This is a genomic window from Acinetobacter sp. BZX-2 (assembly GCF_055179795.1).
The window spans coordinates 2,408,060-2,421,841 of the sequence record NZ_CM143686.1; the positions used below are offsets into that span (position 1 = coordinate 2,408,060).

The window sequence follows — 13,782 nt, forward strand, 5'->3', positions numbered from 1 at the left end:
AATATTCTTGTATCTTTTCATCACCTCTGCTAATTTAACACTTCAACTCAAAACCATAGACAGGTGTCAGTCTTTAAAACGCAAAACATGTCTATACAAGTTATTGTTCAAAACGACAATATCGATCTTGCCCTAGAGCAATTAAGAATCAAAAAATACTACTTGCAAACCAATCATTGGTACAAAAAATGCCAAGATTATCAAGACAAACCACCTAGCAAGAGTCGCAAAAAAAGTGAATTAAAACTTCTCCATGGTCACAGCCAAATATTGGAAGATGATCCCCTTGCACTGAGGCTGAAAATCCATATTGAGGAGCATTATCAACACACTGATGAAAATACGGTGTGGGATATTCAGTAAGCGTTTCAGAAAAAAATTCATTCAGTCGTTTTATCTAAAATTCGTCTATAGAATCCATATTTACTATATGGATTCTCAAAAAATATGTGAAATTATGAAATTAAATAAAAGAGAAGTTCGTCATCTTGCAGGATATTTAGAAGGTATTTCTGAAACTGATGGGCAAATCAGGGAATTTTTAATTACAGCTGACTGCATCAAATATGATAAGAATTTAGATTTAGAAAGCAATTTTTTTAAACATTATCATTTTTTCAAAGAACATAAATTTACTGCAAAGCAAATTTCACTTGGTGAGCTTGAAAGTAAAATATTTCCTTTATTTTTATTACTTAATACCCGCTTACCAACTCAAAACTTAGATGACAAAAGAAGTTTTCTAACATTCCGAATACTCGATTACATTGCACAGTGCTACGGCTATCAATTTCCAGATCATCCCATGTACTTTAGCAAACTGGATTTCCCTAATGGCGAGATTAATTATTATCTCATCATTACAGGTGAAAAATACGCATTAGATATAGGATTCATTAGATATAAAAATTTATATTTAGATATATTTAAAGATATATAATTTTCTTAAAAAACTATATAAAAGCCTTTAAATGAAAAAAATTTTATTTTATTTAATATTTATCAATGTCTTAAAAATTTATTTAAAATTTAAAACAAACTTGGCACACTCTTCGCAATATACAATACATGCATCATAAGATGTATAGCTATATCACCTGTCTGCAACCGCTTGGCAAGCAGGTTTTGAAAAGGATAAAAGCAATGACAATGTTAATCGCAGAACAAATTGAAAAACAAGCAAGTTCTTCACAAAATCAGGAACGTACTTATAACGTTATTCAGGACGCTAAAGGTGTTCCTATCAAAATGTGGACCAAAGGTGTCCCTGTCGATGAGAAGTCGAAAGATCAACTGTTAAAAACAGCACAAATGCCGTTTATTTATAAATGGATGGCTGTTATGCCTGATGTGCATGTCGGTATAGGTGCAACCATTGGAAGTGTGATTCCAACCAAAGGTGCGATTATTCCTGCTGCTGTTGGTGTAGATATTGGCTGTGGAATGATGGCGGCACTTACATCTTTAACTGCATCTGATCTACCTGATAATCTACATGCATTACGTACTGAGCTTGAACGTTTAATTCCACATGGGATGACGAAAGGTCGTGGTCGTCGTGACCGTGGTTCATGGGAAAATACATCTGAGCGTGTCGATCAGGTTTGGGCTGAATTGGTCACAGATTTTGAATATATTTGTGCCAAGCACCCTCGTTTAAAAAATACCAATAACCATAAACAGTTAGGTACGTTAGGAACTGGAAATCACTTTGTTGAAATCTGCTTAGATGAGCATCAGCAAGTCTGGATCATGTTGCATTCAGGTTCTCGTGGTGTTGGGAATGCGATTGGAAACCACTTTATTGAGCTTGCTCGTAAAGATATGCAAAAGCATTTTATTAACCTGCCCGATAAAGATTTAGCTTATTTGGTTGAGGGTACTGAACATTTTGATGATTATTGGTTTGCGGTGGGTTGGGCGCAACGATTTGCCATGAAAAACCGTGAATTAATGATGGAAGCTGCTGTTCAGGCTTTACGTATTATCATCAATAAGCCCTTTAATGCCAAAGTTGAAGCTGTGAATTGTCATCATAATTATGTTGATAAAGAAGAACATTTTGGACAAGAAGTCATGGTTACTCGTAAAGGTGCGGTACGTGCCCGCTTGGGTGAGTATGGGATCATTCCGGGTTCTATGGGTGCGAAGTCTTTTATTGTCAAAGGTAAAGGAAATCAGGAATCTTTCTGTTCATGTTCACATGGTGCGGGTCGTGTACATAGCCGTACTGCTGCCAAAAAGTTGTTTACTGTAGAAGATCAGATTGAACAAACTCAGGGTGTGGAATGTCGTAAAGATGCAGCGGTAATTGATGAGATTCCTTCTGCTTATAAACCGATTGAAGATGTAATGAAAGCGCAAAGCGATTTGGTGGAAGTAGTTTATACATTGAATCAGGTTGTTTGTGTGAAGGGGTAATAACATGGTGACCATCACTTCCAATCCAAGCATAATTGAGATTCGGGCGTGGGCATTTTCTGATGAGAATTTACCTGCTCCTGAATGGGATTTATATCTGATATGGAAAGATGAAATATTACTTTTTTTAGAACTAGCTATAGACCATAAATGTAACAAACAGAATTTTTTTAAATATTTACTTTACTTTATGGTCGCTTATCAGTTTAAACATTTAAATGATCTGTTTGAAAAAAGATTACTTTTACAAAGATATTTGGATGAGTCTAAACATATAAAGCATGGGGATGTGCGTATTTGGAGAAATGAGCTTATGACCTTACAACGAAATATTCACTCTTTTTCATATGATGTATGGATTGAAAAAGGACTTATATATCATAAAGCTTTTTGTCTTTCCCAAGTCCCCACTGAATGTGAGTAAAACCAATGGATCGCTCTAAACAAATTAAGATCAGTCATTACAATCTTTTGGCTAATCAAGCAATCCATCATGGATTACCACAACAACCTTACATTGTTGTAATCGCTATACATAACAACAATGTGAGTAATGATTGGCGAAATAAATGTAGTGATTGGATTGTGAAATCTGAGCAATGTTATTGGGCATTGGCTTGGGGGCATGAGTGTTCAATTTGGGATGATGCACTAGATTATAGTTATTTAGAATTCTGTAATTACGACTTGCCTGATGACGATGATTATACCCTCATGACCACTTGGCATGAAGATCAAACTTTAGAAGAAGTTATAGAGTTTGCTGAATCCATTCCAGTCGATACATTACCTCAACAGGCTATATATCAAATCATTGTGCTAAATATTCACTAATTATTTAATTTATAAGGATAATAAAATGAAACTCGCAGAAGCATTATTATTACGAAGCGATCAACAGAAAAAACTCGCTTCATTAAAACAACGTATTAATGCAAATGTATTGGTACAAGAAGGTGATGAACCATCGGAAGATCCAAACGAGTTATTGAAACAAGTTTTTGCTTTAACTCAGGAATCTCAAAAACTGGTTTATGCCATTCATCAAACCAATGCGTTGGCGAAACTTACAGATGGTCGTTCATTATTGGCTTTATTGACTCAGCGCGATGAGCTTGTAGAACGTCATAAAATTTTAACGACTGCAATTAGCAATACGCATCGTGAGCCTGATCGCTATAGCTCACGTGAAATTAAATGGCACAAAGTGATTCCTGTATCATCCTTGCAAAAACAAGCAGATGATATCAGTGCCAAATTGCGTGATTTAAATGTGCTGATACAAGCCACCAATTGGCAAATCGATTTACTTGAAGTTTAAAGAATTTATAAGTTTCGGCTTATAATCCAGTTTGAACATACTGGGCGAGTGCAAGATCCCCTACTTCCACAACACTGGATTGAAAATAATGTGTAGTGGCTTGCAGAGCGAGTGGGTTAGCTTAACCAAAATAGGCACAAATCAACCCATCACATTGCACAATGAAAACCTTTGTGAGAACAAAGTTACCACTCACTTAGCATCACCATGTACTGACAGTATGTTCTTTTTATAAAATTGATAGAAGAAAATGAATACATTACTCAAAAATAAAACCATCCAAATTGATGGTTCACAAGGCGAAGGCGGCGGACAAATTTTAAGAACTGCACTTTCCCTTTCAATGCTGACAGGGATTCCTTTTGAACTTGTGAATATCCGTGCAGGACGTAAAAAACCAGGCTTAATGCGTCAGCATTTGGTGTGTGTACAAGCATCACAACGAATCAGTAACGCAATTGTAGAAGGTGCAGAATTGCATTCTCAAAGATTGCATTTCCACCCCCAACAAGTTCAAGCAGGAAAGTACGATTTTCAGATCGGTTCTGCGGGCAGCACGATATTGGTACTACAAACCTTACTGCCTGTTTTGATGATGCAAAATGAAGCCAGTCAAATCACCATACACGGCGGTACACATAATCCTATGGCACCAACTGCTGATTTTATTGAACGTTGCTTTCTACCTACCATTCAGCAGCTTGGGATACAGGTTGATTTTGAATGCAAGCAAGCTGGCTTCTTTCCAATTGGTGCAGGTCAAATCAGTGTGACCATCCACCCATGGGTAGAAAAGCAGAAATTTTCAGTTTTGAATAAAGGCAAATTACTTGAAATCAATGCTTTTGCAGCAGCTTTAAATATTCAACCCAATATTGCAGATCGTGAACTTGAAGTGTTAAATAACAAATTAAGCTTAACACAACGTAAAAGACTGAACTTTCAAGGAATCAGCCAAGGAAATACGGCTTTTGTAGTTTTAAATTATGAACATCATCAGCAAGTATTTTCAGCATTAGGTGAAATGAAGAAAAGTGCTGAAAAAGTGGCACATGATTTAGCGAAAGAGGTTCAAGCTTATTTAGCCATAGATGCTGTGGTGGATGAATACTTAGCAGACCAACTTTTATTGCCTTTAGCTTTAGGCCAAGGTGGGCAATTTACCGCATCAGCCATCAGTGAGCATACAAAAACTCAAGCCTATATGATTCAAAAGTTTTTAGACTGTAAAATTGACTTTGAACCAATCCATAAAATTTATAAAGTGAGTGTTAATTTTTGATGCTCACTTTATTTCTAAAAGCAAATTGAATTAACACAAAGCAATCAATTTACTCGACCATGCCCCATAAAACATCTCTTTTTAGTTTAAAAAATCGCATATATTTGGCGTAATATGTAAATATTGACCTTCATAATTAATTGTATAATCAATGTATTAGCTAATCATAGCTGATGTTTTAAAAGTATTATATCAAAGGGATTTTATGAAAATTTTTTCAATGGCTGCCTGCATCGCTTTACTTAGCTCATCCGTTTTTGCTGAAGATATTTCAGGAACTTGGCGTTATATCGATGACAAAACTGGCGAAGCTAAAGGACTGGTCAAAATTGAAAAGCAAAGTAATGGGACTTATGCAGGTACTGCATTGAAATCCACGCCTCGCCCTGGTTATACACCAAAAGAGTTTTGTACCAACTGCCCTGCACCTTATACCAATAAACCGATCATTGGTATGCAAGTCATTTCTGGGTTAAAAACCACAGATCAAGTCAATTATACCGACGGTAAAATTATCGACCCTGTTTCTGGGAAAATTTATCGTTTAAAAGGCAAAGTAAGCTCTAACGGTAAAAAATTATTTCTCCGTGGCTATTTAGGCATTTCTGCAATTGGTCGTAACCAAACTTGGTTGCGTATCGAATAATATTTTAAGCTTTGTCGAAAAATGATGGCAGTTAATTCTTTTGTATATGACTGCCGTCTAGATTCTAGTTATAGAAAATTCTGATTTGATAAAAAAATTATCGGGAGTGTATCAAAAAGTTTAATGTTCATAGCCTGAATACCATGAAATATTAAAAATACAATGAATTTTTCCTATTTGTTTTAGCAATTCTAATGGCAACTTAGACAAGTATACAATACGATCTATAACTAGATTATTTTTTGAGCTACAATAGATAAACCCTTTTAGATTGCTTTTACGTTCACAAATATATTCAGAAGATTTACATCAGAAGTTTAATAATGATCTGCCAAATAATTATCTTCTACACTCATAAAACCATCACTTAATTCAATTTGAATATCTGGGCATTTATTTCCTTTTTCTTTATCAAGGATACTTAAACTTTGTATAGTTAGTTCTTTATTAAACAATCTCTTGATTTTTGAATTTTCAAAATGAAAAAGCCAGCTACCACAATCAATTGGCTCTAAATCAAATCGATGAAACATTATCAACTCCATAGAATTATCTATTTTTTTTGACTGGTCATACCTAAAATATAAGACGGCAACATAATTTTCAGAACATAATAATATTGGTTTAGCAAAACTTTTATCTGTAAATTTTATTTTTTTATTTTCAAATGCATATAATTTCTTTGAGATCATTTCCCATGAACATTTTTTTGTTAAATTTTCACTTCCGGTAAACTTTCCACTCACATCTAACCAATTACCTCCTAAATTCAACATATTTGACGAATATGGCATTTTAAATGCAGCTGATAGCTCATCTACATATCCAATTGGTCCATAAACACATCGATGATAATCTGCATATATCTTTTGTGCATACGTCACTAAAGTTTGCTCATATATAGTCTTTTTATTATTTTTCTGAATATAGCCACATGTAAATTAAAGGCTACATTTCTTTAAATCCAATATCTAAAGCCTCAGAGATAGAAATACTCTGCTGACTTACAATATTTCTGACTTTCCTTTTTAGTACAGACCATGCTTGTTCAATTGGATTTAAATCAGGGCTATATGCAGGAAGATAGGCAATTCGTACATTATACGCTTCCGCAAGCTGTACTATCTCTTTGCCTTTATGAATAGAAGCATTGTCTAGAATCAAAAGATACTTTGACCTAGGTAAATTTTGAAATAAATAATCAAGCCATCCTGTGAATAACTTTCTGTCACATGAACCTTGAAAAACTATTGGTGACAAAAAACTGTATGGGGAATTTGATCTCACGGCACTGAGCATACTTATTCTTTTTCCATGACCACCTGATTTTAAATCTTGACAACGTTTCCCTTTAAATGACCAGCCATATTCTGCTGTCTCAGCACTGTTTATTCCAGATTCATCTACATACAGAATATTTTCCTGACCATATTCACTTTCCCATTGAGGGAGAATCCATTGAAATACCGTTCTGCTTATTTTGCAGGCTTGTCTGTAGAGGAAACTCTTTTTTTATGAGTCCAACCTAATTTATGAAGTGCAGCAAGCACGACATCATAAGTAATCGCATATCCAAACTGAATTTCAAATAAGGCAACTAAGTCTTTTGCCTGTGAAAACTTTGTATTTTCCACGAATACTTTGAATGCCTGCCAATCCTTAATGGATGATGGTCTACCAACATTGACAAGTTTAGGCTGAGCCAGTTGTCCAGTCTGCTGTTCAAGTAGAATCCAGTCATCCAATGTTGTTCGGGCGATGTTGAAAGTCGTGCAGGTATTTGATTTATGGTTGCTCTTTGTGTAGAACTCCATGACTTTCTGACGTAAGTCTTCTGAATATATTTTTGGCATGTAAAAACAGTTTAAAAGAATTTATCTATTGTAGCTCAAAAATATCTTTTTTCTATAATTTCAATTTGAGTATGTCTTTTATCAATTGAACGTACTTTATATATATAATTACTTTCTAATTTTGTAGGCATACCTATCGCAAAATCATGATAATTTTTCCAAAAGATATTGCGTTCAATATACTGTGGTGGTAAAGGTAAACTAAATTACTGTCCTACTTCTAATTCACACTTTAACTTTTCGGCACTTTGCTCAAAGTTTGGAATAATCGTGTTGAATTGTATTTCGATTATATCATTTTTTGAAAATTCTAAATTTTTTATAGTTTTTTCAAGCTCTACTTTATTTTCTAACCTATTTAAATTATTTTGCTTTACTTGAGTTAAAATTGGAATTTTTAGATCACTTTCTTTACCTTGAAATAGTTTTCTACCTAAATCAAATTTTTTATACTGCTCATCTTGATATTGGTAATCATTCAGTTCTTTGTTATACAAATATAATCCCCCCAGAAAAAATACCAAGATCAAAATACTTAAACATAACATTGCATATATTTCTTTGTATGAATGAATATATATACCACATAATAAAAAAACAGAAGAAGATAGCCAAATAATTGACCCAATATTAAGTTCAAATGCTTTAGCCATCAGAATATGTATGAGAATACCGAAAATCATTAAAATAAAAGTAAATACTGTCCATTTTTTGGCTTTTTTATCATTATAAGACCTTTCTTTAAATGATTGACTATAATACCAAACTGCTCTAAAGAATGTGAAATTTGCCCATACAGGAAATACCCAAAAAAAAGGAAGAATAAAAACATGCATAATTAATGCAACGATTATTACCTGGAAACCAGTCATACCATCTTTTACAGGTAAAAATAATGAAACTCCCCAAAGAATGCAAGCAATTACAATCGAAAGAATTGAAGCCATAATTATTTTCTATTATTAATTGTCATAGATAATTGCATAGACAAAATGCTGAATCAATAAAAAATCTGTACAAGCAACACTTAGTCCTTATATAGCATACATTAAATATTCTTCAATTGTATATCAATGCTAAATTGACATTTCTATTCAGCATTTATACAAATGTATTTTCACCCTTTCCACTGAAAACCACTAAACGTATCATTTTGCTTTAGTGCATTTTCAACCGCATTTGCCAATTGCTTAATCATGCTCTGCGTTTCAATCTTCTTAAACCAAGCTTGTTCTTCGTCTGCATGTGCCGAAATTTCACAACTCAGTAAACCATCATCATTAAGCTGACAATTTACCCCTAAATCTATCGGATGGTTTGCAACACTCACAGCTAAGTTTTCTTCAGAATTTGTTGTCTCTACTTTAAAACCATATTCAGTCAGTTGCTTTGACAATAAATCTGTCACATATCCCTGAGTGACATGACATGCATTCCCATGATCATTGCTTTTTACATGATTTTCACAGTTTGCAGTAAATTGTAATGTTCTCATCGCTTCATCCAAAAGACTTTATAGTTGTAGGGTTTTAGAATAAGCAATTAAAACAAAACAGCCAAGCTTTTGCTTGGCTGTTGTCGAACAAATATACAACGATCAGATGATTCTTTGAGCTTTTTATCGATTCCCGCATTTCTATATTTAAAGTTAAAAAGAAATGAGCAAGCATCTAACTCAAAATCAATCTAAGCTTGGGATAAGATATCTTCCCAACTATATGATACGCGGAAACGTCAGTCGCATTGTTCGAGGCCAGACTACATCTGCAATATACTGTTTTTGCGATATATTAGATACTTGATAGTATCTGTCGAGTTGGCGACTGACAAATGGTTTTGCCTACTTTTCCCGAAAGCCTTGCGAGGTAATACCTCTCAGGTCGAACCTGATCAAGCTTGAAATATATTTCAAGCGAAGTGCAAGACGAAGTGGGTTAATCCTTACATCTGACTTTAAACGGTAAGACTCCGCTGTGCATGGTCTATCTTTTCAATAACGTACATCAGAACTTACCCCGAACTGACGCTAAGCCACTTATTCAGTGACTTGAATAGCTAAGCCAGCCTGATTCGCCAACTCGGTGAATGTAGGGAAACTGGTTGCAACTGTTTCCGTACCAACGATTTTAATTTCACCAGAAGTACGTAAACCTGCCATCGAAAAACTCATTGCAATACGATGATCGTGATGTGACTCAATTTCACCACCTGTGAAAATCGCAGACCAATCACCAGATTGACCTTTACCTTCGATAATGATGCCGTCATCGGTTGGTGTACAGTCAATGCCCATGGTTTTTAAACCATCTGCCATCACCTGAATACGATCAGACTCTTTAACACGTAATTCAGCAGCGCCTGTTAACACCGTTTGACCTTCAGCACATGCTGCGGCGATAAATAGCGATGGGAATTCGTCAATCGCTAAAGGCACTTGATCTTCAGGCATATGAATACCCTTCAATGTCCGTGTACCACGAATACGAATATCTGCGATTGGCTCACCACCTGCAATACGTTCATTTTCAACGGTTAAGTCAGCACCCATTTGTTTGAGGATTTCAATGACACCTGTACGTGTTGGGTTAATCCCTACAGCTTCAAGTGTTACATCAGAACCTTCAGTAATCGCTGCACCGACCATAAAGAATGCTGCTGAAGAAATATCAGAAGGGACTTGAATTTCAGTACCCACTAATTTTCCACCACCTTGTAGAGAGATACGATTGCCTTCAGTTTTCACATCATAACCAAATGCACGTAACATACGTTCTGTATGGTCACGAGTTGGTTCAGGTTCAGTTACTGAAGTTTCACCTTCAGCCCACAGACCTGCCAGTAAAATTCCAGATTTCACCTGTGCAGATGCCATAGGTAAATCGTAATGAATCCCTTTCAAAGCTTGAGCGCCAGTAATTGATACTGGTGGCGTACCACGCTCACCCGTTGTTTGAATCTGTGCACCCATTTCACGTAAAGGCTTAGCAATACGTTCCATTGGACGTTTCGACAACGATGCATCACCCGTCATAACAGAATCAAACTGCTGCGCAGACAACATGCCTGACAATAAACGCATTGATGTACCTGAGTTCCCCATATACAAAGCTGTCTTCGGCGCTTTTAAACCGTTGATTCCTACGCCATGAATCGTCACTTCACCGTTCTTAGGGCCTTCAATACTGACACCCATATCACGGAAAGCTTGTAGTGTCGCAAGCGCATCTTCACCTTCAAGGAAGCCTGTTACATGCGTTGTACCTTCTGCAATCGCACCAAACATGATGGAACGGTGTGACACAGACTTGTCACCCGGCACGGTAAATTTACCTTTAAATGTCTTATCACCCGGCAAAATGGTAAATTGTTGTGTCACCTTATTTTTCTCCATCAAAGGTTTATTGGCGAGCATATGATTGAAATGTTGTCTTGCCGCTTGTGCATGACCGAGCAATCCCATCAAAGCTTGTGAGTTTTCATCTTCAATCAGTTGGCGTAATGTTGCAAGTTGTGTTTCAAAACCATCTACAGCATTGAGAATGGCTTTTTTATTGGCAAAAAAGATATCGTGCCACATCTGCGGATCACTAGCTGCGATACGAGAGAAGTCACGAAAACCACCTGCTGCATAGCGGAAAATATCAAGATTATCTTCACGATTTGCAAGCTGTTCGACCAAATTAAATGCCATCAAATGCGGTAAATGACTGGTATGTGCAAGCACTTCATCATGCTTATCTACATCCATACAAATCACTTCAGCTTTGGCTGCTTGCCACAACTGTATTAATTTCTCTACAGCCCAATCTGCACTACTCGGCAATGGTGTCAAAATCACTTTATGATTTGCAAATAAATCAACTTTACCTGCATGTACACCTGTATGTTCTGCACCTGCAATCGGATGTCCCGGAACAAAACCAGCAGGCAAATGTTCACCATAAACAGCTTTGGCAGCTTCAACCACATTACCCTTGGTACTACCCACATCGGTAATGATTGCATTTTCAGCGATATAAGGTTGAATAATTTCAAGAATTTTCTGTGTCGCACGTACAGGTAAAGCCAGTACGATTAAATCTGCACCTTTCACTGCATCTATCGGATCACTGAACCCTTCAGAGATGATTCCCAAATTTTTAGCATCTTCTAAAGTTTTCTGTGAACGCGTTGACGCTACAATTTTCTCTGCAAGGTGTTCTGCGACAATCACACGAGCGAGACTTGAACCAATTAGTCCAAGTCCAATGAATGCAACTTTTTTAAATAATAGTTGTGACATGACGATTTTTATACCACTAATTTCACAACAATATTAAAGTACAGCAACAGGATAAGAACCCAGTACGCGGACTTCTTTCACCAATGGGCGAATATCTTCAATCGCTGCTTTCACATTTTCCTGTTCCACATGACCTTCTAAATCGATGAAGAACACATAAGCCCATTTTTCAGGTAATGCAGGACGAGTTTCGATACTGGTTAAGCTAATATTATGTTTCGCAAAAGGCGCTAAAATTTCCAATAATGCCCCTGCACGATCATGTGCAGAAATGAGTAATGAAGTTTTATCATTACCACTTTGAGGAATTTTTTCACGCCCAATCACAAGGAACCGTGTGGTATTTTCTGGATTATCTTCAATATTGCCATGCAAAATTTCTAAATCATAAATACTTGCTGCTACGTCCGATGCAATAGCCGCTGAATGCCACTCATTGCGAATACGGCGTGCTGCTTCTGCATTGGAATTTAAAGCAACCTGCTCTACGCCCGGATAATGTACATCTAACCATTTACGGCACTGCGCCAAGGTTTGTTGATGTGCATAAATCTGTTTGATGCTGTCTTTACGCGTATTTGAAGACACAAGGAATTGATGATGAATACGTAATTCAACTTCACCAATTACATTCAAAGACGATACTTTAAAGCAATCTAGAGTGTGGTTAACCACACCTTCTGATGAGTTTTCTACGGGTACTAAACCATAGTGTGCACTGCCTGCTTCAACTTCACGGAACACTTCATCGATCGTTGGCAATGGACGAACCACAGCATCTTGACCAAAATGTTTTAAAACCGCTGAATGTGTATAGGTCCCAACTGGACCAAGGAATGCAATACTTTGTGGTGCTTCAAGCGCTAAACAGGCTGACATGATTTCACGGAATAAACGTGCCATGGTTTGATCAGACAATGGACCTTCATTACGATCCATCACTTTACGTAATACTTGCGCTTCACGTTCAGGACGATAAAACAGCGGATTCTCTTCTGCGGCAAATTTTGCTTTGGCAACTGCTTCCGCCAGCTTTGCACGGCGGTTAATCAATTGTTGAATTTGTTGATCTACAGAATCAATATCTTCACGGATTTGAGCAAGATCGAGAGAAGTCGTGTTTTGATCATCGTTGATCATTGTTATACGCCCTTTAAAGTCGAGAATTACGAAAAGTCTAAGCTTAAGACCTCCGACAGTATAACAATAGTTCGATTAAATTTGTTGAGCAAAACTGCTTTTATCTTAGCAACAATACACGGTTCATCAATTCGAAAATAATTGATTGATGAGAATCTAAATACTGCTTCAATTTTGTATAAAAAACAGCCAATTCCATCGTTATTTTTCACATAATTTATTTACAAAGCAGCTATAGAGTTATGACGATTTCCATTTATGATGAAAGAGTTAAGCGCAATTCGAGAAATAGAATATGAATAAAAGAATCGCTGTTTTGATTACCCATGATTTTGAAGATACAGAATATCATCATCCTGTCGAAGCCTTTCGTGCAGCCAGTCATTCTGTACGAAATATTGAAAAATTGGCTGGAAATATTGTTTATAGCAAGCAACGCAAATCATCTGTAAGTATCGATTTAGGGATCGATGAAATTTCAGTGCAAGACTTCGATGCGCTGATGATTCCCGGTGGGAACTCTCCACTTTTACTCAAACAAGACCCACGTTTTATTGATTTTTTACGTAATTTTGCCAATGCACAGAAACCAATTTTTTTGTGTTGTTATAGCCCCCAACTCTTGATAGATGCTCAAATTGCAATTGGTCGTCGCTTAACCTCGATTGATGAATTGATTAAAGAATTAAAAGATGCTGGAGCAGTTATTTTCGATCGTGAAGTGGTTAATGACAATAATCTGTATATTTCTTCACGTTCAACTTATGAACTCCCTATTTTTATCAATGAATGTTTAAGTGTATTAAGGGTTTAGTTTCTATTCATTCATCAGCATGA

At 36.2% G+C, this 13,782-nt stretch carries 16 protein-coding genes; 9 read left to right on the forward strand and 7 right to left on the reverse strand.

All coding sequences use genetic code 11. The features are described from left to right. Positions 1–87: 87 nt before the first annotated feature. The 8 genes from ACY45D_RS11340 to ACY45D_RS11375 all read left to right on the forward strand — a co-directional run bounded on the left by ACY45D_RS11340 (position 88) and on the right by ACY45D_RS11375 (position 5,670). Complete coding sequence (locus ACY45D_RS11340) at positions 88–363, forward strand: hypothetical protein (RefSeq protein ID WP_463106843.1); 276 nt, start codon at positions 88–90, stop codon at positions 361–363. 94 nt (positions 364–457) lie between these two features. Next, positions 458–940 (forward strand): hypothetical protein, encoded by a 483-nt coding sequence (locus ACY45D_RS11345; protein ID WP_463106844.1) that lies wholly within the window; start codon positions 458–460, stop codon positions 938–940. A gap of 209 nt (positions 941–1,149) precedes the next feature. Then, positions 1,150–2,421, forward strand: coding sequence for an RtcB family protein (locus ACY45D_RS11350; protein WP_463109479.1), 1,272 nt, complete (start codon positions 1,150–1,152; stop codon positions 2,419–2,421). A 4-nt stretch (positions 2,422–2,425) separates the two neighbouring features. Further along, a complete protein-coding gene (locus ACY45D_RS11355) occupies positions 2,426–2,845 on the forward strand; it encodes a hypothetical protein (protein WP_463106845.1) in 420 nt (139 codons plus the stop codon). 5 nt (positions 2,846–2,850) lie between these two features. Further along, entirely contained in the window at positions 2,851–3,255 is a 405-nt protein-coding gene (locus ACY45D_RS11360; RefSeq protein WP_463106846.1) for a DUF7684 family protein, read from the forward strand. Positions 3,256–3,280: 25 nt separating this feature from the next. Then, the gene (locus tag ACY45D_RS11365; protein WP_463106847.1) at positions 3,281–3,742 is read left to right on the forward strand and encodes a DIP1984 family protein; all 462 of its coding nucleotides are present in this window, start codon (positions 3,281–3,283) and stop codon (positions 3,740–3,742) included. A gap of 250 nt (positions 3,743–3,992) precedes the next feature. Then, a complete protein-coding gene (gene rtcA, locus ACY45D_RS11370) occupies positions 3,993–5,024 on the forward strand; it encodes an RNA 3'-terminal phosphate cyclase (protein WP_463106848.1) in 1,032 nt (343 codons plus the stop codon). A gap of 205 nt (positions 5,025–5,229) precedes the next feature. Next, positions 5,230–5,670 (forward strand): DUF2147 domain-containing protein, encoded by a 441-nt coding sequence (locus ACY45D_RS11375; RefSeq protein ID WP_463106849.1) that lies wholly within the window; start codon positions 5,230–5,232, stop codon positions 5,668–5,670. Between the two features lie 317 nt (positions 5,671–5,987). Here ACY45D_RS11375 and ACY45D_RS11380 read toward each other — a convergent pair whose 3' ends face one another. The 7 genes from ACY45D_RS11380 to pheA all read right to left on the reverse strand — a co-directional run bounded on the left by ACY45D_RS11380 (position 5,988) and on the right by pheA (position 12,945). Continuing rightward, entirely contained in the window at positions 5,988–6,554 is a 567-nt protein-coding gene (locus ACY45D_RS11380) for a hypothetical protein (protein WP_463106850.1), read from the reverse strand. Between the two features lie 64 nt (positions 6,555–6,618). Then, on the reverse strand, positions 6,619–7,149 hold the full coding sequence (locus ACY45D_RS11385) for an IS630 family transposase (RefSeq protein WP_463109389.1): 531 nt from the start codon (positions 7,147–7,149) through the stop codon (positions 6,619–6,621). After that, positions 7,146–7,523 carry an IS630 transposase-related protein gene (locus ACY45D_RS11390; RefSeq protein WP_463106851.1) on the reverse strand — a complete coding sequence of 126 codons (378 nt, stop codon included), beginning with the start codon at positions 7,521–7,523 and terminating at the stop codon, positions 7,146–7,148. The genes ACY45D_RS11385 and ACY45D_RS11390 overlap by 4 nt, the downstream gene beginning before the upstream one ends. Before the next feature lie 206 nt (positions 7,524–7,729). After that, positions 7,730–8,470 carry a hypothetical protein gene (locus ACY45D_RS11395; RefSeq protein ID WP_463106852.1) on the reverse strand — a complete coding sequence of 247 codons (741 nt, stop codon included), beginning with the start codon at positions 8,468–8,470 and terminating at the stop codon, positions 7,730–7,732. A gap of 170 nt (positions 8,471–8,640) precedes the next feature. After that, on the reverse strand, positions 8,641–9,018 hold the full coding sequence (locus ACY45D_RS11400; protein WP_463106853.1) for a hypothetical protein: 378 nt from the start codon (positions 9,016–9,018) through the stop codon (positions 8,641–8,643). Positions 9,019–9,558: 540 nt separating this feature from the next. After that, entirely contained in the window at positions 9,559–11,805 is a 2,247-nt protein-coding gene (locus ACY45D_RS11405) for a bifunctional prephenate dehydrogenase/3-phosphoshikimate 1-carboxyvinyltransferase (RefSeq protein WP_463106854.1), read from the reverse strand. Between the two features lie 33 nt (positions 11,806–11,838). Continuing rightward, entirely contained in the window at positions 11,839–12,945 is a 1,107-nt protein-coding gene (pheA, locus tag ACY45D_RS11410) for a prephenate dehydratase (protein WP_089604838.1), read from the reverse strand. 295 nt (positions 12,946–13,240) lie between these two features. Here pheA and ACY45D_RS11415 point away from each other — a divergent pair, with 295 nt between their 5' ends. Then, positions 13,241–13,759 carry a DJ-1/PfpI/YhbO family deglycase/protease gene (locus tag ACY45D_RS11415; protein ID WP_463106855.1) on the forward strand — a complete coding sequence of 173 codons (519 nt, stop codon included), beginning with the start codon at positions 13,241–13,243 and terminating at the stop codon, positions 13,757–13,759. The last annotated feature ends 23 nt before the right edge of the window (positions 13,760–13,782 follow it).

Excerpts from the sequence above, each read along its gene's own strand:
- pheA (WP_089604838.1), bottom strand. The coding sequence starts at position 12,945 with ATGATCAACGATGATCAAAACACGACTTCTCTCGATCTTGCTCAAATC.
- ACY45D_RS11415 (WP_463106855.1), top strand. The coding sequence starts at position 13,241 with ATGAATAAAAGAATCGCTGTTTTGATTACCCATGATTTTGAAGATACA.
- ACY45D_RS11375 (WP_463106849.1), top strand. The coding sequence starts at position 5,230 with ATGAAAATTTTTTCAATGGCTGCCTGCATCGCTTTACTTAGCTCATCC.
- ACY45D_RS11360 (WP_463106846.1), top strand. The coding sequence starts at position 2,851 with ATGGATCGCTCTAAACAAATTAAGATCAGTCATTACAATCTTTTGGCT.
- ACY45D_RS11340 (WP_463106843.1), top strand. The coding sequence starts at position 88 with ATGTCTATACAAGTTATTGTTCAAAACGACAATATCGATCTTGCCCTA.
- rtcA (WP_463106848.1), top strand. The coding sequence starts at position 3,993 with ATGAATACATTACTCAAAAATAAAACCATCCAAATTGATGGTTCACAA.
- ACY45D_RS11395 (WP_463106852.1), bottom strand. The coding sequence starts at position 8,470 with ATGGCTTCAATTCTTTCGATTGTAATTGCTTGCATTCTTTGGGGAGTT.
- ACY45D_RS11390 (WP_463106851.1), bottom strand. The coding sequence starts at position 7,523 with ATGCCAAAAATATATTCAGAAGACTTACGTCAGAAAGTCATGGAGTTC.
- ACY45D_RS11350 (WP_463109479.1), top strand. The coding sequence starts at position 1,150 with ATGTTAATCGCAGAACAAATTGAAAAACAAGCAAGTTCTTCACAAAAT.
- ACY45D_RS11400 (WP_463106853.1), bottom strand. The coding sequence starts at position 9,018 with ATGAGAACATTACAATTTACTGCAAACTGTGAAAATCATGTAAAAAGC.
- ACY45D_RS11405 (WP_463106854.1), bottom strand. The coding sequence starts at position 11,805 with ATGTCACAACTATTATTTAAAAAAGTTGCATTCATTGGACTTGGACTA.
- ACY45D_RS11365 (WP_463106847.1), top strand. The coding sequence starts at position 3,281 with ATGAAACTCGCAGAAGCATTATTATTACGAAGCGATCAACAGAAAAAA.
- ACY45D_RS11355 (WP_463106845.1), top strand. The coding sequence starts at position 2,426 with ATGGTGACCATCACTTCCAATCCAAGCATAATTGAGATTCGGGCGTGG.
- ACY45D_RS11345 (WP_463106844.1), top strand. The coding sequence starts at position 458 with ATGAAATTAAATAAAAGAGAAGTTCGTCATCTTGCAGGATATTTAGAA.